The organism is Streptomyces hypolithicus (genome assembly GCF_052934925.1).
In genome coordinates this window covers 4,133,993-4,156,182 of sequence record NZ_CM128811.1, presented here as the reverse complement: position 1 = coordinate 4,156,182, position 22,190 = coordinate 4,133,993, and the positions used below count along the sequence as shown (strand labels likewise).

Sequence of the window (22,190 nt, the reverse complement as noted above, 5' to 3'; positions counted from 1 at the left end):
ACGCGAAGGGGCGCCCCGCCGGTCGAACCGGTCGGGCGCCCCTTCGGCGTACGTGCGCAGCCGCTACGCGGACTTCTCGTGGCGGCCGTCGTCCTTGACGATGCGTGGGACGAGCGTCGGGTTGACGTTGTTGCGGACGACGTCCCGTGTGATGACGACGCGGGCGACGTCCTTGCGGGACGGGACCTCGTACATCACCGACATCAGGACCTCCTCCATGATCGCGCGCAGACCGCGCGCGCCCGTCTGGCGGAGGATCGCCTGGTCCGCGATCGCTTCCAGCGCCTCGCGCTCGAACTCCAGCTCCACGCCGTCGAGTTCGAAGAGCCGCTCGTACTGCTTCACCAGCGCGTTGCGCGGCTCGATCAGGATCTGGAGGAGCGCCTCACGGTCCAGGTTGTGGACCGAGGTCAGGACGGGGAGACGGCCGATGAACTCCGGGATCATCCCGAACTTCACCAGGTCCTCCGGCATGACCTCCTGGAACTGGTCGCTCGCCTCGATCTCCCGCTTCGAGCGGATCGTCGCCCCGAAGCCGATCCCCTTCGCGCCCGCCCGCGACTCGATGATCTTCTCCAGGCCGGAGAAGGCGCCGCCCACGATGAAGAGCACGTTCGTCGTGTCGATCTGGATGAACTCCTGGTGCGGGTGCTTGCGTCCGCCCTGCGGCGGCACCGACGCCGTCGTGCCCTCAAGGATCTTCAGCAGGGCCTGCTGGACACCCTCGCCCGAAACGTCGCGCGTGATCGACGGGTTCTCGCTCTTGCGGGCGACCTTGTCGATCTCGTCGATGTAGATGATCCCGGTCTCGGCCTTCTTGACGTCGTAGTCGGCGGCCTGGATCAGCTTCAGCAGGATGTTCTCGACGTCCTCGCCGACGTAGCCCGCCTCGGTGAGCGCCGTCGCGTCCGCGATGGCGAACGGGACGTTCAGCATCCGGGCGAGCGTCTGGGCCAGCAGCGTCTTGCCGGAGCCGGTGGGGCCCAGCAGGAGGATGTTGGACTTGGAGAGTTCGATCGCGTCTTCGCGCCCGGCGGCGCCGCCGTTCTCACCGGCCTGAACGCGCTTGTAGTGGTTGTAGACCGCGACCGAGAGGGCCTTCTTGGCGGGCTCCTGGCCTACGACGTACCCCTCGAGGAACTCGTAGATCTCGCGCGGCTTGGGGAGTTCCTCCCACCGCACCTCGGAGGTCTCTGCGAGCTCCTCCTCGATGATCTCGTTGCAGAGGTCGATGCACTCGTCGCAGATGTACACACCGGGGCCTGCGATGAGCTTCTTCACCTGCTTCTGGCTCTTCCCGCAGAACGAGCACTTGAGCAGGTCGCCGCCATCACCGATGCGTGCCACGAGGTGCTTCCCCTTCGCCTGGGAGACGCCACGTTCAGCGACTCCTGGTGCCTCATATCCGACGGTACCTTGCCTGGCCCCCCGTTCGGGCCCCCCTTGGCGCGGTTCACATGGACGTGGACCGTGCCAAGGGGCGGGCTGCTGGGGCCTGGCCGGCGTCAGGCGCCCACGGGGGCGTTCTTGCGGGTGGACACGATCTGGTCGATCAGACCGTACGCAAGGGAGTCCTCGGCGGTCAGGATCTTGTCCCGCTCGATGTCGTCGCGGATCTTCTCCAGCGGCGTGGTGGAGTGCTTCGCCAGCATCTCCTCCAGCTGGGTGCGCATCCGGAGGATCTCGTTGGCCGCGATCTCCAGGTCGGAGAGCTGCTCGCGGCCGGTCTGCGAGGACGGCTGGTGGATGAGCACCCGCGCGTTGGGCAGTGCCATGCGCTTGCCCGGCGTACCGGCGGCGAGCAGCACGGCCGCGGCGGAGGCCGCCTGGCCCATGCAGACCGTCTGGATGTCCGGCTTCACGAACTGCATCGTGTCGTAAATGGCCGTGAGGGCCGTGAACGAGCCACCGGGGCTGTTGATGTAGATGGAGATGTCGCGGTCCGGGTCCATCGACTCCAGGCACAGCAGCTGCGCCATGACGTCGTTGGCGGAGGCGTCGTCGATCTGCACGCCGAGGAAGATCACGCGCTCCTCGAAGAGCTTCGCGTACGGGTCGTACTCACGCACGCCCTGCGAGGTGCGCTCGACGAAGCGCGGGACGATGTAGCGGTTGTCCACCTGCGGGCCGGTGTAGAGGCCGCTCGCGGAGGCGGAGGCGCCTGGGAAGTTGTTCATGTGGGTGTTCACCATCCTGATGGCGTTCGATGGGCCGGGGAAACGTGGTGCGGGGCTCAGGCCCCGGTGCCGCCGCCGCCCGGAACGCCCGAAGCGGAGCTGATGATCTCGTCGATGAGGCCGTAGTTCTTGGCCTCCTCCGCCGTGTACCAGCGGTCGCGGTCACCGTCACGAATGATCGTCTCGACGCTCTGACCGGAGTGCCGGGCGGTGATCTCCGCCATGCGCTTCTTCGTACGAAGCAGTTGCTCGGCCTGGATCTTGATGTCCGAGGCGGTGCCGCCCAGGCCGGCCGAGCCCTGGTGCATCAGGATGTCGGTGTTGGGGAGCGCGAAGCGCTTGCCCGCGGTGCCACCGGTCAGCAGGAACTGGCCCATCGACGCGGCGAGGCCCATGCCGATGGTGACGACGTCGTTCGGGATGTACTGCATGGTGTCGTAGACCGCCATGCCCGCCGTCACCGAACCGCCGGGGCTGTTGATGTACAGGTAGATGTCCTTGTCCGGGTCGGCGGCAAGGAGCAGCAGCTGCGCTGTGATCTTGTTGGCGATGTCATCGTCGACCTGCTGGCCGAGGAAGATGATCCGCTCGCCGAGCAGCCGGTTGTAGACCTGGTCGCCGAGGCCTCCACCGATGGACGGCTCACCCGCGGCGTACGGCATCAGATTCGTCACGTATACACCTGCTCGTCTCTGACGGCTCGGGCCGTCTCAGCGTCTTCGTACCTGGAGGGCGGGGACTCCCCACTCTCCTCTTCATGGACCCTAACGCGCAGGTAGGACAACGCCATCCCGCTTCCCGAACTGTTCGCTGGGAGCGCAAGGTGGGCCCCGTACGGGTACGGGCCCGGACGCATGGCGCGTCCGGGCCCGTACCCGCGGATCAAGCTGATCGGACCGTGGCTCAGGCCTCGGTCTTCTCGTCCGACTTCTCGTCGGCAGCCTTCTCGTCGGCGGACTCAGCCTCGGTGGCCTCGGCAGCCTCGTCTTCGTCATCCTCCAACTCGACGGCCTCACCGTTGGTGTCGGTGACCTTGGCGGCCTCGACGACCACGGCGAGCGCCTTGCCGCGGGCGACCTCGCCGACGAGCATCGGCACCTGGCCACCCTCGACCACGGCCTGGGCGAACTGGTCGGGGCTCATGCCGGAGGACTGCGCGCGCCGCATGAGGTGCTCGGTGAGCTCCTCCTGGTTGACGTTCAGCTTCTCCTTGTTGACGAGCTCATCGAGGATGAACTGCGTCTTGATGCCCTTGACGGCCTGCTCGCCGAGCTCGGCGTCGAACTCCTCGGCCGACTTGCCCTGGATCTCGAGGTACTTCTCGATGTCCAGGCCCATCTGGCCGAGCTGGTGGTTCTCCAGGTTGTGCTTGCGGGTCTTGACCTCGTCCGCGAGAAGCTTCTCGGGGATCGGGACCTCGACCAGCTCCAGCAGCTTGTCCAGGACGCGCTCCTGGGCCTGCGTGGCCTGGTCGAACTGCTTCATGTTCTCGAGGCGCTTGCGGCTGTCGGCGCGGAGCTCGTCAAGAGTGTCGAACTCGCTGGCCATCTGCGCGAAGTCGTCGTCCAGCTCGGGCAGCTCACGGGAGGCGACCGCGGTGACCTTGACGGTGACCTCGGACTCCTTGCCCTCTGCGGTGCCACCCTTCAGCTCGGAGGTGAAGGTGGTCTCGCCACCGGCCTCCAGGCCGGTCACGGCGTCGTCGATGCCTTCGAGGAGCTCGCCGGAACCGATGGTGTACGAGACACCCTCGGCGACGCCGTCCTCCAGGACCTCGCCGTCGACCTTGGCCTGCAGGTCGATCGTCACGACGTCACCTGCGGCGGCGGCGCGCTCGACCGGGTTGGTGGAGGCGAAGCGCTCGCGCAGCTCCTCCACGGCCTTGTCGACGTCCTCGTCCTTGACCTCGACCGCGTCGACCTCGACCTCGATGCCGGAGTAGTCCGGGATCTCGATCGTCGGGCGGATGTCGACCTCGGCGGTGAAGGACAGCAGCTCGCCGTCCTTCAGCTCGGTGATGTCGACCTCGGGCTGGCCGAGAACGTTCAGCTCACCCTCGTTGACAGCCTCGGTGTAGAACTTCGGGAGGGCGTCGTTGACGGCCTCCTCCAGCACAGCACCACGGCCGAACCGCTGGTCGATGACGCGGTTCGGGATCTTGCCCTTACGGAAGCCCTTCACCGTGACCTGCTGGTTGATCTTCTTGTACGCCGCGTCGAGGCTGTCCTTGAGCTCCTCGAAGGGCACCTCAATGCTGAGCCGAACCCGGGTCGGGTTCAGGGTCTCCACGGCGCTCTTCACGGTTCGGTCTCCTTGGTGGCTGACTTCTTGGGTTCTGCTGGGCCGCGCGGGAGGCGGCTTCGCCGTATCGAGCCCGGCACATCAGACACACGGGCACGCAGTTTGCATAGTAACGGCAAGCAGGAAGACTCCCACAACGCGATCTTGATCGGGATCGCGCACCAGGCCGTAAGGCCGGTGGTGTCTGTTGATGGTCGGGGTGGCCGGATTCGAACCGACGACCTTCCGCTCCCAAAGCGGACGCGCTACCAAGCTGCGCCACACCCCGTCGGTGCGACACGTAGGGTACATGCCCGCGGGGCGGGCGGCCTCCCCATGACCGGCAGGCGGTCACAGGTGTGCGCCGACGGGCCGGGACCCGCTACGATACTTTTCGTGCCGCGGTCACCCGACCTGCGGTGCGGCATGCGGGCGTAGCTCAATGGTAGAGCCCTAGTCTTCCAAACTAGCTACGCGGGTTCGATTCCCGTCGCCCGCTCCACAGACTGCGGCCCGGCTCGGTGACACGTCACCGAGCCGGGCCGCAGTCGTGTCGGGAGCCGCGTCCGGAGCCGGCAGGCCGCCACGGCCTCAGAAGCTGATCTGGTTGATCGTGTCCGCTATCGAGTCCATGAAGCGGTTGATCGACGGCGCCATCCCGGTTGACGCGAGGAAGAAGCCGAAGAGCACGGCCACCAACGCCGGTCCCGCCTTGATGGAGCCCCCGCGGATCAACACCACAAGGACGATCGCCAACAGAAGCACCACTGACAGTGAAATGGCCACACTGATCACACCTTTGGTCGGTCCGCCTTGCCGGCCCGGGAGTGCACGGCACAGCGCACTCCCGCAGGCACCATCGTGCCACCAACTCACCCGTGGTGGCTGCCGGGTGACACAACGTCGGTGACGGGCGTGCGCCGCCGGAAGCCCGGCGTACACACCAGGGCGCGGGCACCGCACTGCGCGCCGCTGAATGCGACTGCCCCGCGCCGGAGTAATAAGCGTGATCACTTCTCTATCCACACACCATGTGCGCAACAAATTCGAATAGCCTCGCGCCACACATCCGCCGGGGCGACAAAGGCGTAATGAGACGCACATATCGCCAGAGTCACCCGAGGGTGTTATGACCCGTTTAAATGGGATGAGTTGACCCATACGGGCGCATGGATGTGCGCCCTGCCATAAAGTGCCGTCACGATGTCGCCTTGGTCTCTTCACGGGGTATCCGCGCGAATACCAGACACCGCGGACCAATGTTTTACGAAATCTGACCGGCGACGCTAGGGTGCCTCAGATGTTTCACGCTCCGCACGGATATCAGAGGGCCCCGCTCCCACCGGGCCGGGACCAGGAGCCCCAGAACCCCTTTGTCCGGACTGTCGCTCGCAGTACGCGGTCCGGGGCCGGCGCGGCTCCTCGCGCCACCGCCACCACGCCCGCCGCCTCCCCCACGAGCAGCGCCACCGCCGCCGCCCCCGCGGCTTCCCCGACCGCCCCCGCCCCCGCCGCCAAGCAGCGGGACGCGTTCTTCGACAACGCCAAGTACCTGGCGATCGTGCTGGTGGCCGTGGCGCACATGTGGGAACCGGTCATGGACGGCAGCCGCGCGACGCGCGCGCTCTACATCATCGTCTACACCTTCCACATGCCGGCGTTCATCATCATCTCCGGCTACTTCTCGCGCAGCTTCGATATGAGCCGGCGGAAGGTACAGCGCCTGATCACGGGCGTCGCCGTACCGTATGTGATCTTCGAAACCGTCTACACCCTGTTCAAGCAGGCGGCCGACGACCCCACGCAGACCGTCAGCCTGCTCGACCCCTGGTACCTGACCTGGTTCCTGATCGCCCTGTTCGTCTGGCGGCTCACCACCCCCATCTGGCTGGCCCTGCGCCACCCCCTGCCGGTCGCGCTCACCATCGCGGTGTTCGCCACCGTGACCCCCGACATCGGGGACGACCTGAACCTCCAGCGCATCCTGCAGTTCCTGCCGTTCTTCGTGCTCGGACTGCTGCTGAAGCCGGAGCACTTCCAGATGGTGCGGCGCCGGGAGGTCAGGCTGCTGGCGATTCCCGTGGTCCTGAGCACGCTGGTCTTCGGCTACTGGGTGGCCCCGCGCATCGGGCTGCGGTGGTTCTACCACAGCAGCGCCTCGCAGGAGATCGGCTCGCCGTGGTGGGTGGGGGTCATAATGACCTTCGCACTCTTCGGCTGCTCCCTGGTACTGACGGCCTGTTTCCTGTCCTGGGTGCCGCGCCGCCCGATGTGGTTCACCGTACTCGGCGCGGGCACGCTCGCCGGCTACCTGCTGCACGGATTCCTGGTGAAGGGCGCCGGCTACGCGGGCCTGTTCGAGATGTTCCCCTGGATCTCCAGCCCGCTCGGCGAGGTCGCCCTGACCGTGGCCATGGCCTGTGCGGTCACGCTGCTCTGCACGCCGGCGGTACGTCGGCTGCTGCGCTGGGCGCTGGAGCCGGAGATGAACTGGGCGTTCCGCCGCGACGCGGGGAAGGTCCAGCACCCTCCCCAGAAAACGCCCTAGCCTTCCGCCCCCAGCAGACCCCGCACCTGTGCGTATTTGAGCGTGAGCCTGGCCCTGGTCACCTCGTCGAGTACGGCGAGCCGGCCGGGGTCCGCGTTGTGTGCGAGGTCCGCCTCCTTGACCAGGCGCGCGCCGGGTGTCGCGAGGATGCGCCGGGTGTACGCGGGCAGGTCCTCCCCCGGGCGCTTGGTCACCGCGAGGACCATGTCCTTGGTGGCCTGCGGCAGTTGCGCCCCGGCCAGCCACTCGGCGGACAGCGCGTCGTCCTCGACCGCGTCGTGCAGCCACGCGGCGGCGATCTGCTCCTCGCTGCCGCCCCGTGCTCGTACGCCCTCGGCGACTGCGGCGAGGTGTTCGGCGTACGGACGGCCCGCCTTGTCCCTCTGGGCGGCATGCGCGGCCCGGGCGATCGCTTCCACTTCGGCGAGGGTCAGGTGCGGCATGGTCCGACTGTACGGCGCGCTACGTGGCGGGCCGTGACCAGGCGGCCGGCCTCACGCGTCGTGGCAGATCAGCAGGAGCGCCCGGTCGTCGTTGACGTCCTTCGCGACCGCTTCGATGAGGTGCCAGGCCGCGCCCTGGAAACCCGACGCCACATAGCGGTCGGCCTCGCCCGTGAGCCGGTCGATGCCTTCCGCGATATCCCGGCCCGACGCCTCCACCAGGCCGTCCGTGAACAGCATCAGGACGTCGCCGGGTGCCAGTGAACCCTTGACCGGGTCGAACTGGGCGCCGTCGTACACCCCGAGCAGCGGGCCCTCGCCGGACTTCTCCTCCCAGCGCCCGCTGCCGGCGTGCAGCTGGAGGGCGGGGAGGTGGCCGGCCGACAGCAGCTCGTAGTCGCCGGAGTCGAGATCGAGCACCAGGTGGATGGAGGTCGCGAAGCCCTCGTCCCAGTCCTGGCGCAGCAGATAGCCGTTGGCGGCGGGCAGGAATCCGTGCGGCGGGAGCGAGCCCAGCAGGCCGCCGAACGCCCCCGAAAGCAGCAGCGCCCGCGACCCCGCGTCCATGCCCTTGCCCGACACGTCGGTGAGGACGACCTCCAGGGTGCGGCCCCCGCCGGTGCGGGCCGCGACCACGAAGTCACCGGAGAAGGACTGGCCGCCGGCGGGCCGCAGGGACATCTCGCTGTGCCAGTGCTGGGGCAGGCTGGGCAGGGCGCTCTGGACCCGGATGCGTTCGCGCAGGTCGAAGAGCATGGTGCCGCCGCGCCGCCACGGGACACCGACCCGGGCCCGGAACTGGGCGATGACCAGGCCGAAGAAACCGCAGGCCGCGACGGTGAGGACGGTCCCGGGCGTGACCCGGCCGGGGCCCTGCGTGTAGGGCCCGAGCACGGCCGACTCGACGATCAGAGCCGCAGCGGCGGCGGCGTACAGGCCGAGCAGGCTGGCGGGGCGCAGCAGCAGGCCGCCGGCCACGATGGGCAGGACGAGGGCGGACGGGGCGCACCAGACCGGCATGGCGATCGTGGCCAGGGCGATCGCCGGGACGGTCAGCAGCAGGCCCGCGAGGGCGATCCAGTCCGAGCCGTCACCCCGGAAGTAGTCGACGCCGGATTTGCGCAGCGCGTTCCGGGCCCGGTGCGCCGACTTGCGCGTCCGGGCCGAGAACGATTCGGTTCCTACTCCACCTGCCATTGCCGGGACCTTATCCATCTCCGCCGCTGCTCCGCAGGGGGACCCCTGTGACAATGCGTTCGAAATCGGGTCGCCCGAATGCCGGTGGCCTGATAGGCATGGCATATGACCACGGAACTGCGGGTGTTGCGACCGGACGAGTGGGATGTCTGGTTCGACGCGGTGGAGCTTGCTTTCGGGGGCGTCGCGGAGAGCCGGGAGGCGCGGGAGTTCTTCCGCGACGCGACCGAGCCCGGGCGGAGTCTAGGGGCCTGGGACGGGGACGCGTGCGTCGGCAGCGCCTCGACCTTCTCGTTCGGCCTGACCGTGCCCGGTGGCGCGCTGGTCCCGGCCGCGGGTCTGAGTTTCGTGGGCGTGGCGCCGACGCACCGGCGACGCGGGACCCTGACCTCGATGATGCGGCGCCAGCTCGACGACGTGCGGGCGGGCGGTGAACCCCTCGCGTTGCTCACCGCTTCGGAGCCCGCGATCTACGGCCGCTTCGGGTACGGCATGGCGACGCAGCAGTTGGCTGCGGAGATCGACACGTCCCGGGTGCGGCTGGCGGTGCCGGACGGGACGGACGGCGTACGGCTCACCGAGGTGAGGGCGCAGGACGCGGGGGTGCGGCGCGCCTGCGAGGCGGTGTACGCGCGGAACGTGCCGACCCGGCCCGGAATGCTCGCGCGCCGGCCGCACTGGGAGCGGCAGCCGCTGCTCGACCCGGAGAGTGAGCGGGGCGGGGCGTCACCGCTGCGGTGTGTGCTGGCCGAGCGGGGTGGCGGCGGCAGCGGTGAGGTCAGTGAGGTCGTGGGGTACGTCCGGTTCCAGGTCCGGCCCGGTACGGGCTGGAGGGGGACCGACGGCGCCGTCGTGCTGCGGGACTTGGAGGCGCTCGATCCGGCGGCGTACGGGGCGCTGTGGCGTTTCCTCTTCGACATCGACCTGACATCGCGGATCCGGCTGCGCAACCGGCCTGTGGACGATGCCTGGCAGCATCTCGTGTCCGACATCCGGCGGTGCGACGTAGGGCTGAAGGACTCGCTGTTCGTACGGTTGGTGAACGTCGGGGTGGCGCTGGAGGCGCGGGCGTATCTGGCGCCGGTGGATGTGGTGTTCGAGGTGACGGACGCCTTCTGCCCCTGGAACGAGGGGCGTTGGCGGCTCACCGGCGACGACAAGGGCGGTGCCTCGTGCGGGCGGACGGCCGAGGCGGCGGATCTGGCGCTGTCCGTACGGGAGTTGGGCGCCGCGTATCTCGGCGGCGTCAGCCTGGCCTCGCTGGCGGCGGCGGGACGGGTGCGGGAACTGCGGCCCGGAGCGCTGAGCGAGGCGTCGGTCGCCTTCGGGGCTGGGGTCGCGCCGTGGCTTCCGCACGGGTTCTGACGCCCCCTCGAACGCCCCTCCAACGCCTCCGTGGGCGCCTCGCCGGTGAGTCGGTCAGGTCAGTTGGCAGGCTGGGCACCAGAAGAGGTTGCGGGCGGCGAGACCGGCGGTGCGGATCTCGCCGCCACAGATGTGGCAGGGCAGGTTCGCCCTGCGGTACACGTAGACCTCGCCGCCGTGGTCGTCGACGCGCGGCGCGCGGCCCATCGCTTCGGGCAGGTGCTCGGGGCGGACCGTGTCGATGCGGTTGTTGCGCACGCCCTCGCGCATGAGGTCTGCCAGATCGGCCCACATGGCGTCCCACTCGCGGCGGGTCAGGTCCTTGCCGGCGCGGTAGGGGTCGATGCCGTGACGGAAGAGGACTTCGGCCCGGTAGACGTTGCCGACGCCGGCCACGATCTTCTGGTCCATGAGGAGCGCCGCGACGGTGGTGCGGCTCCGGGAGATGCGCTGCCATGCCTTGGCGGGGTCGGCGTCGGGGCGGAGCGGGTCGGGGCCCAGACGGTCGTGTATGGCCTGCTTCTCACCGTCGGTGATCAGGGCGCAGGTGGTGGGGCCGCGCAGGTCCGCGTATGCCTCGGTGTTCTCCAAGCGCAGCCGAACCGTGTCCGTGGGGGGCGGCGCGGGGGCAGGGCCGAAGCCGAGCTTGCCGAAGAGGCCGAGGTGGATGTGGACCCAGCCGGATTCCTCGAAGCCGAGGAACAGGTGCTTGCCGTGGGCTTCGGCGGTGTCGAGGCGGGCGCCGTCCAGGAGGGCCGCTGCTGCGGCGAATCTGCCCTGGGGGCTGGTGACGCGGAGAGGGGCGCCGGGGGTGAAGCGGGCGCGGTGGTCCGCCGCGAGGCGGTGGATGGTGTGCCCCTCGGGCATGCGGTGGGTCTCCTGGGGCGGGCCTGGTGGGGCGCGGGGGCTCCGCCCCACCCCGGACGGACGCCCTGGCTGCGATTGAGAGCTACGGCTGCTGCGGGTGGTGTGCGGGGACGGGGGGGAGGTCGCCGGTCTGCTCGTACGCGGCGAGCATGTCGATGCGGCGCTGGTGGCGCTCCTCGCCCGAGTACGGGGTGGAGAGGAAGATCTCCACGAACTTCGTGGCCTCCGCCTCGGTGTGCATCCGGCCACCGATGGAGATGACGTTGGCGTCGTTGTGCTCGCGCCCCAGCGCCGCCGTCTGCTCGCTCCACGCCAGCGCGGCGCGCACCCCCTTGACCTTGTTCGCGGCGATCTGCTCGCCGTTGCCGGAACCGCCGATCACGATCCCCAGGCTCTCCGGGTCCGCGGCGGTCTTCTCCGCGGCGCGCAGGCAGAACGGCGGGTAGTCGTCCAGGGCGTCGTAGATGTGGGGGCCGCAGTCGACGGGCTCGTGCCCGTGGGCCTTCAGCCACTCGACGAGGTGGTTCTTGAGTTCGTATCCGGCATGGTCGGAACCGAGGTGCACGCGCATGGGAGGAGTGTGGCACGGGCGGGGCCGGGTAGCCGTCGCGGGGGTCGGGAGTTTGGCTCCCGTACAACGATCCGGAATCAGGGCTTCCGTCCTGGGACACACCGGGTTTGAATGCGAGGGCTCGTAACCCGAGTGCCCCGAGAAGCTAAGGATTGTGCATGAGCGCGCAGCCGACCCTTGCGAAGGCAGGCGGAAACCCGGAAGAACCCGGTAATCTGCAGTCCTCCGACGGTCTCCAGGCCGGTCTGAAGAACCGCCATTTGTCCATGATCGCCATTGGCGGCGTGATCGGTGCCGGCCTCTTCGTCGGCTCGAGCAGCGGTATCGCGGCGGCCGGCCCGGCGATCCTGCTGTCGTACGCACTCGTCGGCGTGCTGGTCGTCTTCGTCATGCGGATGCTCGGCGAGATGGCCGCGGCGAACCCCACCTCGGGGTCTTTCTCGGCGTACGCGGACCGGGCCCTCGGGCGCTGGGCCGGGTTCTCCATCGGCTGGCTCTACTGGTTCTTCTGGGTCGTGGTGCTGGCCGTGGAGGCGACCGCAGGCGCGAAGATCCTCGAAGGGTGGATCCCGGCCGTACCGCAGTGGGGCTGGGCGCTCATCGTGATGGTCGTGCTGACGGCCACCAACCTCGCGTCGGTCGCGTCGTACGGCGAGTTCGAGTTCTGGTTCGCCGGCATCAAGGTGGTCGCGATCGGCGGCTTCGTCGTCATCGGCTTCCTGGCGGTCTTCGGCGTACTGCCGGGCTCCGACAACCCGGGGGCCGGGCTAGCGCATCTGACGGACAGCGGCGGGTTCTTCCCCCACGGCGCCGGGGCGATCCTGACCGGTGTGCTGATGGTCGTGTTCTCCTTCATGGGCAGCGAGATCGTCACCCTGGCCGCCGGCGAGTCCTCGGACCCGCAGCGGGCCGTGACGAAGGCCACGAACAGCGTGATCTGGCGGATCGCCGTCTTCTACCTCGGCTCGATCTTCGTCGTGCTGACGCTGCTGCCGTGGAACGACAAGTCGATCGTCGACGACGGCTCGTACGTCGCCGCCCTGAACTCCATCGGCATCCCGCACGCGGGTCAGATCATGAACGTCATCGTGCTGACGGCCGTGCTGTCGTGCCTGAACTCCGGGCTCTACACGGCCTCGCGGATGGCGTTCTCGCTGGGCCGCCGCGGTGACGCGCCGAAGGCGTTCGCCGTGACGAACAAGCAGGGTGTTCCGCGGGCGGCGATCCTGTCCTCGGTCGCCTTCGGCTTCGTCGCCGTCTTCTTCAACTACAAGTGGCCGGACACCGTCTTCGCTTTCCTGCTGAACTCCTCGGGTGCGGTCGCCCTCTTCGTGTGGCTGGTCATCTGCTTCACGCAGCTGCGGATGCGCGGCATCATCCTGCGCGAGGCGCCGGAGAAGCTGGTCGTGAAGATGTGGCTGTTCCCGTACCTGACGTGGGCGACGGCCGCGATGATCATTTTCGTCATCGGCTACATGGCCTTCGAAGAAACCGCCCGCGAGCAGGTGCTGCTGTCGCTGCTGGTGGCGGCCCTGGTGGTCGGCATCGCGCTGGTCCGCGAGCAGCGGCGGCGCGGCCGGGGCGAGGGTGTCGAGCGGAGCGCGGCGAAGGACTCGGTCGGCGCGCCGTAGCGGCCGCTTCCCTGGCTCGGACATGACGGAGGGGCCCGCATCTGCGAGAGCAGGTGCGGGCCCCTCCGTGGTCATGGGTACGGCCGTGCGAGGTCATGGGTACGTGGTCATGGGTACGAGCGAGTCAGTCGCGGTCACCGATCAGCTTCCACGCGGCCGGCAGCGCGCCCATCGCCAGCGCCGCCTTCAGGGCGTCGCCGATGAGGAACGGCACCAGGCCCGCAGCCACGGCCGCGCTCAGCGTCATGCCGGTGGACAGCGCGAGGTATGGCACGCCCACGGCGTAGATGATCGCGGAGCCCAGCACCATCGTGCCCGCGGTGCGCAGCACCGAGCGGTCGCCGCCTCGGCGGGCCAGGGCTCCGACCACGGTCGCGGCCAGCAGCATGCCGAGGATGTACCCGAAGGAGGCACCTCCCGCACCGGAGGTCCCGCCGGCGAACCAGGGCATCCCGGCCATGCCGACGACGGCGTACAGCGCGAGCGAGAGCAGGCCGCGGCGGGCGCCGAGGGCGGTGCCGACGAGCAGCGCCGCGAAGGTCTGGCCGGTGACGGGCACCGGGGAGCCGGGGACCGGAACGGCGATCTGCGCCGCGATGCCGGTGAGCGCGGCTCCGCCGAGCACCAGGGCCGCGTCGCGGGCGAAGGCCCGGCCTGCGGTGGTAACGGACGGCAGCAGGTCGGCGAGGACCGCTCCGGAGCGGACGGGGGCGGCAGCAGTGCTCATCGGGACTCCGCGGGAGAGAAGAAGGGGGAAGAGAAAAGAATGGGGAGGGCAGAAAGGACACGGCGACCGTAGCCCAGGGACTGACGAGCGCTCACCGTCAGTCGTTGACAAAGCGGAGCTCGGCGGTTTGGTGGAGTTCAGACAAAGGGCGCGCGCCAATCCCGGGCTCGCGTGATACGCGTCACTGAGGTCCGGGGCATGGTGGCCCCTTTTGGCGAGAGGTGACGTGCTCGGCAGGACTGTAGGTTCTTGATAAACCGTCGGCGCGATCCGCCGAACGTCCCACGAGTTGCGAGCACCATGTACGACGAGCAGGCCGAGCCCCCGGCCCACGTGTTGAGGGAGTTGCGTGCGAGACGTGGGTGAGTGTTCACCATGTGTCAGCATGGTGTCCGTATAGCGGTCAAGTGTTCCCTGTGAACGGGGCACATACCCAGACTGTGGCTTCTGTTCCCCGTCGTTCCTCCGTCTCAGCTACTGAACAGGGCACCCCCATGTCTCGGACTTCCGCGCCTGCGCCCGTCGAGGGCGCCGACTCCGTCGGCAACAAGGCCGACTCGCCGCTCGCGCAAGGACTCAAGCAACGCCATCTGTCGATGATCGCCCTCGGCGGTGTCATCGGCGCGGGACTGTTCGTCGGATCGGGCGCGGGCATCGCCGCCGCCGGTCCCTCGATCGTCATCGCCTACGCGGTGTCCGGGCTCCTGGTGATGCTCGTGATGCGCATGCTCGGCGAGATGTCGGCGGCCAATCCTGCCTCCGGGTCCTTCTCCGTCCACGCGGAGCGCGCGATCGGGCCGTGGGCGGGCTTCACCGCGGGGTGGGCGTTCTGGGTTCTGCTGTGCGTGGCGGTCGGGCTGGAGGGCATCGGCGCGGCGAACATCATGACGGGCTGGTTCCCCGACACGCCGCAGTGGGCATGGGTAGCCCTGTTCATGCTGGTCTTCCTCGCCACCAACCTCGCGGCCGTCAAGAACTTCGGCGAGTTCGAATTCTGGTTCGCCGCGCTGAAGGTCGGCGCGATCACGCTCTTCCTGGTCATCGGCGCGCTCGCCATCCTCGGCATCCTGCCCGGCAGCGACGCGGCGGCCCCCGGCACGGCCAACCTCACCGGTGAGGGCGGATTCCTGCCGAACGGCAGCGAGGGCCTGATCGTCGGGCTGCTCGCCTCGGTCTTCGCGTACGGCGGCCTGGAGACGGTCACCATCGCGGCGGCCGAGTCCGAGCACCCCGTCCAGGGCGTCGCCAAGGCCGTGCGGACGGCGATGTGGCGCATCGCGCTCTTCTACGTAGGGTCGATGGCGGTCATCGTCACGGTCGTGCCGTGGGACGACAAGGCGGTCGTGGAGAAGGGGCCGTACGTCGCGACCCTCGACCACCTGGGGATTCCGGCCGCCGCGGAGATCATGAACGTGGTCATCCTGGTCGCGCTGCTCTCCGCGATGAACGCCAACATCTACGGCGCCTCGCGGATGGGGTACTCGCTGGTCCGGCGCGGCCAGGGCCCGAAGGTGCTCGGCGCCCTGTCCGGCGGCGTTCCGCGGGTGGCCGTGCTGGCGTCCTCGGTCTTCGGCTTCGGGTGCGTGCTGCTGAGCTACTGGAGTCCGACGAAGGTCTTCCCCTGGCTGCTGAACATGATCGGCGCGGTGATCCTGGTCGTCTGGATCTTCATCGCCGTCTCGCAGTTGTTGCTGCGGCGCCGCACCGAGCGCGAGGCGCCGGAGAAGCTGGTCGTGAAGATGTGGGCGTACCCGGTGCTCACGTGGGTGGCGCTGGGCGGGATGGCTTACATCTTCTGGCTCATGACGCAGCAGCCGCAGACGCGCGACCAGTTGCTCGCTACGGGCGCGCTGACGCTGGTGCTGGCCGCGGGCGGCTTCGCGCTGCAGAAGTCGCGAGAGCGGTCCGGGGTGGCGGCGACGGTGGACAAGCAGGACTGAGCTGCGCGCGGGAGCCCCGGGCCGGCGCTGGTGCGGCCCGGAGCTCCCGCGCGTTTTCGCGCGTCCTCAATCTCCCCCACAGCGGACTTTCTTGAGCGCGTCGGCGGTCACTGGTGGGCGCCCTGCTCGGCGTCCTCCTCCTCGCTCCCGCCGATGCCGACGTCGTCGGGCACGCCCGCACCCGCGTCCTCACCGGCACCCGCGTCCTCACCCGCGCCCGCTGCGTCACCGGCACCAGTGCCGGTACCCGCCCCGAGCTCGGCGCCGACCGCTGCCAGGGCCGTTGTCACGGGCTGGAAGAACGTCTCGCCGCCCGAGGTGCAGTCGCCGCTGCCCCCCGACGTCAGCCCCACCGCGCTTCCGTCCTCGGTGAAGAGCGCACCGCCGCTGTCGCCGCCCTCGGCGCAGACGTTGGTCTGGATGAGGCCCGTGACGGTGCCTTCCGGGTAGTTGACCGTGGCGTTGAGCCCGGTGACCGCGCCGTCCTTGAGCCCCGTCGTGCTGCCCATGCGGAGCACTTCCTGGCCGACCGCCGCGTCCGCCGCCTGCTTGATCTCCACGCTCTGCCCGTTGCCCACGTCCACCGTGGCGGGGGCGTCGACGCCCGGGTCGTCGTAGGTGACGAGCGCGAAGTCACCGTCTCCGGGGAAGACGGCGTTCTGCACCGTACCGATCGCGGGGCCGCCCGCCGCCTCCGACCACTGCTCGGCCGCCACACCGCAGTGACCGGCGGTCAGGAAGCCGGGGCTGCCGTCCTGGGTGGTCACGTTGAAGCCGAGCGAGCAGCGCGCGCCACCACCGAAGATGGCGTCACCGCCCTCAGCGAATGTCTTGAACTCACCGGCTGATTTCCGCACTCTGGCCACCCCCGAGCCCAGCGACTCGACCGCCGACTCCAGCCGGTCCCACCTGGCTCCGGTGACCGTACGGTCCGCCGTGACCACGATCCCGTTCGTGCGGGGATCGATGGCCCAAGACGTGCCGGGGATGGTGGCCCGCTGGGCCAGGGTCGCCGCGGCGGTCTTCAGTTCGGCCCCGCTGTTGCGCACCTTCCTCGGTACGGCGCCGGCCTTCTTGACCTCCAGGTTCACGTCGTTGTCGTCACCCACGACGTTCACGTTGACGATGAGCTGCTGCTTTCCGGAGTCGTAGTAGGCACCGGCATAGGACGTGCCGAGCCGCGGAGCCAGCCGTGCGATGAGGTCGGCCGCGGACGCCGCACTGATCTGCCGGGGGCCCGGCTCTCCTTCTTCGCCGGACTGCGATGCGTTGGCCTGGGGCAGCAGCACCGCGGCCGCGGCGATTCCCACCGCCCCGGCACCCGCAAGTACGGCCTTGCGCTTGGGTATTCGCCTGTGACTCAATTCGTCGCCTCTCACGGGGAACGGAGCCCGGTTGCCTGCGGAAACCGGGGGGACGCGTCCGCCCCTTGTTACGGATGTGACGAGAGGTGTGTTCAACGCCCGTTGCCGGAACGGCTACTTGGGGGAACGAGGTCAGGCGGACTCGTTGAGCAGGGCGGGACCGGCCCGGTCCATCCGCAGCGCGTCCACGGACTCCGCGAGGAATTCGTACTCCGTGGTGTCGTCGCGCGTGACGACGCGCACGAGGTGTCCGCCGGACAACCGCTCGGCGATCATGCCCTGATGGGTCTCGTCATCGCGCCAGGCCCGGAGCGTGTGCGGTACGTCCGGGGCGCTGGTGGCCATGGGGGCGAGGGCCTCGGCGGGAAAGTGCTCGCTCGCCGGGCTGGGGTCGAGCCGCTCGGCTATCCAGGTCGCGCGGTCTCGCATCCACCACAGCGCGAGGGCGAGCGTGGGCGCACGGTACGTGCCGAGGGGCACGCCGACGTGCTGCCCGCCACAGATTCCGTAGGCGGTGACGTGGCACAGGAACTCGTCATGCACGGCCGCTCTCCTTGCGCCGTTCTGGACTTTCCCGGGACCGCAGCGCAGTGTGATCGATTCCTCACGCCATCAGCGAAAATATGTGGTAGACGACGGCCTGTCACGACGCCGTTCAAGCCAGAGTTGAAGGAAATTCATCCCTTTTCATGGCTCGATTACGCACCCCGGCACAGCCGCGTCTGATCAACTTCCGAGACTCCTGCTGTTAGGGTGCACCTGCATACAGGTCGCAATAAGCAGTGGGAGGGCTCGGACATGGCCACGTACACACTTCCTGAACTTCCGTACGACTACGCGGCGCTCGAACCTGTCATCAATCCGCAGATCATCGAGCTGCACCACGACAAGCACCACGCGGCGTACGTCAAGGGCGCCAACGACACCCTTGAGCAGCTTGCAGAGGCGCGAGACAAGGACTCCTGGGGCGCCATCAACGGCCTGGAGAAGAGCCTCGCCTTTCATCTCTCCGGCCACATCCTGCACTCCATTTACTGGCACAACATGACCGGTGACGGCGGCGGCGAGCCGCTGGCCGCGGACGGTGTGGGCGACCTCGCGGACGCGATCGCCGAGTCCTTCGGGTCGTTCGCCAAGTTCAAGGCGCAGCTGACCAAGGCCGCCGCGACCACCCAGGGCTCCGGCTGGGGCGTTCTCGCGTACGAGCCGCTCAGCGGTCGCCTCATCGTCGAGCAGGTGTACGACCACCAGGGCAACGTCGGCCAGGGCTCCGTCCCGGTCCTCGTCTTCGACGCCTGGGAGCATGCCTTCTACCTTCAGTACAAGAACCAGAAGGTGGACTTCATCGAGGCCATGTGGAAGGTCGTCAACTGGCAGGACGTGTCGAAGCGTTACGCCGCGGCGAAGGCGCACGCGAACACCCTGCTGCTCGTTCCGTAAGCACGGACGGGCCCGCACACGCCCGGCCTCGTGATCGTCTTCTCAACTTTCACCGGGGCGGGTGGATGAAACAGCCGGCCCCCGCGAGGACATGACTCGCGGGGGCCGGCTGTCTGCTCTGTTGGGCTGTGGTGTGGTGACGGGGTCGGTACGGTCAGTCGAAGATCGGGCCCTGGGTGCGGGTGCGCTTGATCTCGTAGAACCCGGGGACCGAGGCGACCATGAGGGTGCCGTCCCACAGCCGCGCCGCCGCGTCGCCCTTCGGTGCCGGGGTGACCACGGGGCCGAAGAACGCGACCTCGTCGCCGTCCGCGCCCGGGACCGCGATGACCGGGGTGCCGACCTCCTGGCCGACCTTGTCGATGCCCAGCTGGTGCGAGGCACGGATCTCCGCGTCGTACGTGTCCTTCTCCGCGTACTCGATCAGCTCCGCCGGCAGGTCGGCGTCGGCCAGCGCGCCGGCGATCGCCTCCAGGGTCGAACCTTCGTCACGGTTGTGGAAGCGGGTGCCGAGCGCGGTGTAGAGGCGGCCGACCGAGTCGTTGCCGTGCAGCTCCCGGGCCGCGGCGACCACCCGGACGGGGCGCCATGCCTCGGGGCCGAGGAGTTCGCGGTACTTCTCCGGGAGATCGTCGAGCTTGTCCTCGTTCAGCACGGCGAGGCTCATGATGTGCCAGCGGACCTCGACATCGCGGACCTTCTCGACCTCCAGCATCCAGCGGGACGTCATCCAGGCCCACGGGCACAGCGGGTCGAACCAGAAGTCTGCGGTGGTCTTGCCGTTCTCGGACATGTCTCTCCTCATCCAGGACGCGATAACAGCTCCTACCTGCGAACGTCCGCCGGCACCGCAGGATTCCCGCGCGCACCGGGTGCCAGTGCCGCGTGGGAAGATCGGGTCGTTCGTACGAGACACGAAGGAGTGCCCGTGCCCGGTGAGAATCTGTCCCGCGACGAGGCCCGCGACCGGGCCGAGCTGCTGTCCGTCGACGGGTACGAAGTGGCCCTCGACCTGCGATCGGCGGTCGAGGAGGCGACGGACGGCGGGGAGCCGCGGACGTTCCGGTCCGTGACCACGCTCCGCTTCCGGTGCGCCATTCCGGGCGCCGGCACCTTCCTGGACCTGCTGGCACCGTCGGTGACGGCCGTGACGCTGAACGGCGAGGCTCTGGACCCGGCGGCGGTCTTCGACGGATCGCGGATCGCGCTCGCCGGACTGCGCGAGGAGAACGTGCTGGTCGTGGACGCCCAGTGCGCGTACAGCAGGACCGGCGAGGGCATGCACCGCTTCGTCGACCCGGAGGACGGCGAGGTCTATCTCTACACGCAGTACGAACCGGCCGACGCGCGCCGCGTCTTCGCCAACTTCGAACAGCCCGACCTGAAGGCCCCCTTCCGCTTCGAGGTCCGCGCCCCGGAGGGGTGGACGGTCTGGAGCAACGGCGTGGGCGAGCACGGCGCGGACGGCGTCTGGCGGTTCGCCGAGACGAAGCCGGTGTCCACGTACATCACTGCCGTCGTCGCCGGGCCGTACCACTACGAGAGCGATCTCTACCGGCGGGTGCTCGGCGACGGCACGGAGCTGGAGATTCCGCTCGGCGCGATGTGCCGCAAGGGCCTTGCCAGGCATTTCGACGCCACCGACATCTTCACGGTCACCAAGCAGGGACTCGACTTCTTCCACGACCACTTCGACTTCCCCTACCCGTTCGGGAAGTACGACCAGGCGTTCGTGCCGGAGTACAACATCGGCGCGATGGAGAACCCGGGCTGTGTGACCTTCCGCGAGGAGTACATCTTCCGCGGGAACGTGACGCGGGCGTCGTACGAGCGCCGGGCGAACGTCATCCTGCACGAGATGGCGCACATGTGGTTCGGTGACCTCGTCACCATGCGGTGGTGGGACGACCTGTGGCTGAAGGAGTCCTTCGCGGACTTCATGGGCTCGTACTCGCTGGTGGAGGCGACCCGGTTCACCAACGGGTGGGTCACCTTCGCCAACAACCGTAAGGCGTGGGCGTACCGGGCCGATCAGCTGCCCTCGACGCACCCGGTCACCGCCGACATCCGTGACCTGGAGGACGCGAAGCTCAACTTCGACGGGATCACCTACGCCAAGGGCGCGTCCGTCCTCAAGCAGCTCGTCGCGTACGTCGGTAAGGACGCCTTCATGGAAGGCGCCCGGCGGTACTTCAAGCGCCACGCGTACGGGAACACCCGGCTCGCCGATCTGCTGGCGGTGCTGGAGGAGACGTCGGGGCGGGACCTGGCCGCGTGGTCACGGGCGTGGCTGCAGACCGCCGGGGTGAACTCGCTGACGCCGCAGATCACTTACGACTCCGGCGGGCGGATCACCGAGCTGGCCGTGCTCCAGGAGGCGGCGCGGTCGCACCCCGAGCTGCGGACGCACCGGGTGGCCGTCGGGCTGTACCGCCGCGAGGCGGCCGGCGCGCTGGTGCGGTACGCGAGGGCCGAGGTGGACGTCGCGGGGCCGCGTACGGTCGTGGCGGAGCTCGTGGGCAGCGAGAAGCCGGAGCTGGTGCTCGTCAACGACGACGACCTGACGTACTGCAAGATCCGCTTCGACGCGGAGTCGCTGGACACGCTGCGCGCGCACCTCGGTGAGCTGACGGATCCCCTGGCCAGGGCATTGTGCTGGTCCGCGCTGTGGAACCTGACGCGGGACGCGCTGATGCCGGCGCGGGACTTCATCGACCTGGTGCTGAGGTTCGCGGGCCGCGAGAGCGACATCGGCGTACTCCAGATGCTGCACGCCTGGACGCGGTCCGCGCTCACGCACTACGCGGCGCCCGAGTGGCGTGAGGAGGGCGGGCGTCTCCTCGCCGGGGGCGCGCTGCGGGAACTGCGGATCGCGGAGCCCGGCAGTGAGAGCCAGCTGACATGGGCACGGTTCTTCGCGGCCGTGGCGACGGGGGCGGCGGACTTCCAGCTGCTCCAGGCCTGCTGGACGGCACGGCGAAGATCGACGGCCTCGACGTGGACCAGGAGCTGCGCTGGACGTTCCTCGGCCCGCTCGCCTCGCACGGGGCGGCCGACGAGAGGGCGATCGGCGCGGAGCTGGCGCGCGACGACACGGCGTCCGGCAAGCGCCACCAGGTGCGGTGCCTCGCGTCGCGCCCCTCGGCGGCGGTCAAGGCGCAGGCGTGGGCGGCGCTCGTGGAGTCCGACGCGCTGTCGAACGCGCTGGTCGGGGCGACGATCGGCGGTTTCGTACAGCCGAGTCAGCGGGAGCTGATGGCGCCGTACGCCGAGAAGTACTTCGCGGTGATCGAGCGGGTGTGGGCCGAGCGGTCGATCCAGATCGGAATGGACGTCGTGTCGGGACTGTTCCCGGGTCTCCAGGACGACCAGGGCACGCTGGACGCGGCCGACGCCTGGCTGAGCGGCCACCCGGATTCGGCTCCCGCGCTGCGGCGGCTGGTGCTGGAGGCGCGGGACGACCTGGCGCGGGGGCTGCGGGGTCAGGCCTGCGACCGGGGGGCGGCGGGGGTGTGAGTCCCGGGCCCATCCCGGCCGGGGCTGCGGACCGGATGGGCCCGGCGCTTCTCCGAAATGCGGCGGGCGAGCGGCGGGTGCCAGCGGGGGTGCGGTTTCGGCAGTCGAACGGCCGTACTTTAGT

18 protein-coding genes, 2 tRNA genes and 1 pseudogene are annotated in these 22,190 nt (G+C 69.1%); 7 read left to right on the top strand and 14 right to left on the bottom strand.

Annotated elements, in window-relative coordinates:
• Positions 1 to 63: 63 nt before the first annotated feature.
• The 5 genes from clpX to ACU6WZ_RS19635 form a co-directional block, all read right to left on the bottom strand.
• A complete protein-coding gene (gene clpX / locus ACU6WZ_RS19655) occupies positions 64 to 1,347 on the bottom strand; it encodes an ATP-dependent Clp protease ATP-binding subunit ClpX (protein WP_447029389.1) in 1,284 nt (427 codons plus the stop codon).
• Positions 1,348 to 1,505: 158 nt separating this feature from the next.
• The gene (locus tag ACU6WZ_RS19650) at positions 1,506 to 2,192 is read right to left on the bottom strand and encodes an ATP-dependent Clp protease proteolytic subunit (RefSeq protein WP_447029388.1); all 687 of its coding nucleotides are present in this window, start codon (positions 2,190 to 2,192) and stop codon (positions 1,506 to 1,508) included.
• A gap of 41 nt (positions 2,193 to 2,233) precedes the next feature.
• Positions 2,234 to 2,839 (bottom strand): ATP-dependent Clp protease proteolytic subunit, encoded by a 606-nt coding sequence (locus ACU6WZ_RS19645; RefSeq protein ID WP_447034140.1) that lies wholly within the window; start codon positions 2,837 to 2,839, stop codon positions 2,234 to 2,236.
• A 241-nt stretch (positions 2,840 to 3,080) separates the two neighbouring features.
• Positions 3,081 to 4,478 (bottom strand): trigger factor, encoded by a 1,398-nt coding sequence (gene tig, locus ACU6WZ_RS19640; protein ID WP_447029387.1) that lies wholly within the window; start codon positions 4,476 to 4,478, stop codon positions 3,081 to 3,083.
• 191 nt (positions 4,479 to 4,669) lie between these two features.
• A tRNA-Pro gene (locus tag ACU6WZ_RS19635) sits at positions 4,670 to 4,746 on the bottom strand.
• A 139-nt stretch (positions 4,747 to 4,885) separates the two neighbouring features.
• Between ACU6WZ_RS19635 and ACU6WZ_RS19630 the strand changes: the two genes are divergently transcribed.
• Positions 4,886 to 4,959 (top strand) — tRNA-Gly (locus tag ACU6WZ_RS19630).
• 89 nt (positions 4,960 to 5,048) lie between these two features.
• Here ACU6WZ_RS19630 and ACU6WZ_RS19625 read toward each other — a convergent pair.
• Positions 5,049 to 5,243, bottom strand: coding sequence for a hypothetical protein (locus tag ACU6WZ_RS19625; RefSeq protein ID WP_447029386.1), 195 nt, complete (start codon positions 5,241 to 5,243; stop codon positions 5,049 to 5,051).
• A 514-nt stretch (positions 5,244 to 5,757) separates the two neighbouring features.
• Here ACU6WZ_RS19625 and ACU6WZ_RS19620 point away from each other — a divergent pair.
• The gene (locus ACU6WZ_RS19620; RefSeq protein WP_447029385.1) at positions 5,758 to 7,005 is read left to right on the top strand and encodes an acyltransferase family protein; all 1,248 of its coding nucleotides are present in this window, start codon (positions 5,758 to 5,760) and stop codon (positions 7,003 to 7,005) included.
• On the opposite strand, the gene ACU6WZ_RS19615 is transcribed toward ACU6WZ_RS19620, so the two are convergent.
• Positions 7,002 to 7,448, bottom strand: a complete 447-nt coding sequence (locus ACU6WZ_RS19615; protein ID WP_447029383.1) for an HD domain-containing protein — start codon at positions 7,446 to 7,448, stop codon at positions 7,002 to 7,004. The genes ACU6WZ_RS19620 and ACU6WZ_RS19615 overlap by 4 nt on opposite strands.
• A gap of 51 nt (positions 7,449 to 7,499) precedes the next feature.
• Positions 7,500 to 8,663, bottom strand: a complete 1,164-nt coding sequence (locus ACU6WZ_RS19610) for a PP2C family protein-serine/threonine phosphatase (protein WP_447029382.1) — start codon at positions 8,661 to 8,663, stop codon at positions 7,500 to 7,502.
• An 87-nt stretch (positions 8,664 to 8,750) separates the two neighbouring features.
• On the opposite strand from ACU6WZ_RS19610, the gene ACU6WZ_RS19605 reads away from it, so the two are divergent.
• A complete protein-coding gene (locus ACU6WZ_RS19605; protein WP_447029381.1) occupies positions 8,751 to 10,010 on the top strand; it encodes a GNAT family N-acetyltransferase in 1,260 nt (419 codons plus the stop codon).
• A gap of 54 nt (positions 10,011 to 10,064) precedes the next feature.
• Here the strand turns inward: ACU6WZ_RS19605 and ACU6WZ_RS19600 are convergent, their stop codons facing one another.
• Together ACU6WZ_RS19600 and ACU6WZ_RS19595 are read right to left on the bottom strand one after the other, a co-directional pair.
• Positions 10,065 to 10,877 carry an Fpg/Nei family DNA glycosylase gene (locus tag ACU6WZ_RS19600; RefSeq protein ID WP_447029380.1) on the bottom strand — a complete coding sequence of 271 codons (813 nt, stop codon included), beginning with the start codon at positions 10,875 to 10,877 and terminating at the stop codon, positions 10,065 to 10,067.
• An 82-nt stretch (positions 10,878 to 10,959) separates the two neighbouring features.
• A complete protein-coding gene (locus tag ACU6WZ_RS19595) occupies positions 10,960 to 11,448 on the bottom strand; it encodes a ribose-5-phosphate isomerase (RefSeq protein WP_447029379.1) in 489 nt (162 codons plus the stop codon).
• A gap of 158 nt (positions 11,449 to 11,606) precedes the next feature.
• On the opposite strand from ACU6WZ_RS19595, the gene ACU6WZ_RS19590 reads away from it, so the two are divergent.
• The gene (locus tag ACU6WZ_RS19590; protein ID WP_447029378.1) at positions 11,607 to 13,079 is read left to right on the top strand and encodes an amino acid permease; all 1,473 of its coding nucleotides are present in this window, start codon (positions 11,607 to 11,609) and stop codon (positions 13,077 to 13,079) included.
• A gap of 124 nt (positions 13,080 to 13,203) precedes the next feature.
• Here the strand turns inward: ACU6WZ_RS19590 and ACU6WZ_RS19585 are convergent, their stop codons facing one another.
• On the bottom strand, positions 13,204 to 13,806 hold the full coding sequence (locus ACU6WZ_RS19585) for a biotin transporter BioY (RefSeq protein ID WP_447029376.1): 603 nt from the start codon (positions 13,804 to 13,806) through the stop codon (positions 13,204 to 13,206).
• Positions 13,807 to 14,300: 494 nt separating this feature from the next.
• On the opposite strand from ACU6WZ_RS19585, the gene ACU6WZ_RS19580 reads away from it, so the two are divergent.
• A complete protein-coding gene (locus ACU6WZ_RS19580; RefSeq protein WP_447029374.1) occupies positions 14,301 to 15,746 on the top strand; it encodes an amino acid permease in 1,446 nt (481 codons plus the stop codon).
• 107 nt (positions 15,747 to 15,853) lie between these two features.
• Here ACU6WZ_RS19580 and ACU6WZ_RS19575 read toward each other — a convergent pair whose 3' ends face one another.
• Together ACU6WZ_RS19575 and ACU6WZ_RS19570 are read right to left on the bottom strand one after the other, a co-directional pair.
• Positions 15,854 to 17,110, bottom strand: coding sequence for a S1 family peptidase (locus tag ACU6WZ_RS19575; protein WP_447029372.1), 1,257 nt, complete (start codon positions 17,108 to 17,110; stop codon positions 15,854 to 15,856).
• Between the two features lie 132 nt (positions 17,111 to 17,242).
• A complete protein-coding gene (locus ACU6WZ_RS19570) occupies positions 17,243 to 17,653 on the bottom strand; it encodes a hypothetical protein (protein WP_447029370.1) in 411 nt (136 codons plus the stop codon).
• Between the two features lie 255 nt (positions 17,654 to 17,908).
• Between ACU6WZ_RS19570 and ACU6WZ_RS19565 the strand changes: the two genes are divergently transcribed.
• Entirely contained in the window at positions 17,909 to 18,550 is a 642-nt protein-coding gene (locus ACU6WZ_RS19565) for a superoxide dismutase (protein WP_447029368.1), read from the top strand.
• A 154-nt stretch (positions 18,551 to 18,704) separates the two neighbouring features.
• On the opposite strand, the gene ACU6WZ_RS19560 is transcribed toward ACU6WZ_RS19565, so the two are convergent.
• Positions 18,705 to 19,343 carry a mycothiol-dependent nitroreductase Rv2466c family protein gene (locus ACU6WZ_RS19560; protein WP_447029366.1) on the bottom strand — a complete coding sequence of 213 codons (639 nt, stop codon included), beginning with the start codon at positions 19,341 to 19,343 and terminating at the stop codon, positions 18,705 to 18,707.
• A gap of 135 nt (positions 19,344 to 19,478) precedes the next feature.
• On the opposite strand from ACU6WZ_RS19560, the pseudogene pepN reads away from it, so the two are divergent.
• Positions 19,479 to 22,066 (top strand): annotated as a pseudogene (gene pepN, locus ACU6WZ_RS19555) (aminopeptidase N).
• Positions 22,067 to 22,190 lie beyond the last annotated feature (124 nt).

Bases quoted from the DNA above. Each gene is read 5' to 3' on its own strand.
- ACU6WZ_RS19650 (WP_447029388.1), bottom strand. From the start codon at position 2,192: ATGGTGAACACCCACATGAACAACTTCCCAGGCGCCTCCGCCTCCGCG.
- ACU6WZ_RS19645 (WP_447034140.1), bottom strand. From the start codon at position 2,839: ATGCCGTACGCCGCGGGTGAGCCGTCCATCGGTGGAGGCCTCGGCGAC.
- ACU6WZ_RS19620 (WP_447029385.1), top strand. From the start codon at position 5,758: ATGTTTCACGCTCCGCACGGATATCAGAGGGCCCCGCTCCCACCGGGC.
- ACU6WZ_RS19615 (WP_447029383.1), bottom strand. From the start codon at position 7,448: ATGCCGCACCTGACCCTCGCCGAAGTGGAAGCGATCGCCCGGGCCGCG.
- ACU6WZ_RS19610 (WP_447029382.1), bottom strand. From the start codon at position 8,663: ATGGATAAGGTCCCGGCAATGGCAGGTGGAGTAGGAACCGAATCGTTC.
- ACU6WZ_RS19605 (WP_447029381.1), top strand. From the start codon at position 8,751: ATGACCACGGAACTGCGGGTGTTGCGACCGGACGAGTGGGATGTCTGG.
- ACU6WZ_RS19600 (WP_447029380.1), bottom strand. From the start codon at position 10,877: ATGCCCGAGGGGCACACCATCCACCGCCTCGCGGCGGACCACCGCGCC.
- ACU6WZ_RS19595 (WP_447029379.1), bottom strand. From the start codon at position 11,448: ATGCGCGTGCACCTCGGTTCCGACCATGCCGGATACGAACTCAAGAAC.
- ACU6WZ_RS19590 (WP_447029378.1), top strand. From the start codon at position 11,607: ATGAGCGCGCAGCCGACCCTTGCGAAGGCAGGCGGAAACCCGGAAGAA.
- ACU6WZ_RS19585 (WP_447029376.1), bottom strand. From the start codon at position 13,806: ATGAGCACTGCTGCCGCCCCCGTCCGCTCCGGAGCGGTCCTCGCCGAC.
- ACU6WZ_RS19580 (WP_447029374.1), top strand. From the start codon at position 14,301: ATGTCTCGGACTTCCGCGCCTGCGCCCGTCGAGGGCGCCGACTCCGTC.
- ACU6WZ_RS19565 (WP_447029368.1), top strand. From the start codon at position 17,909: ATGGCCACGTACACACTTCCTGAACTTCCGTACGACTACGCGGCGCTC.
- ACU6WZ_RS19560 (WP_447029366.1), bottom strand. From the start codon at position 19,343: ATGTCCGAGAACGGCAAGACCACCGCAGACTTCTGGTTCGACCCGCTG.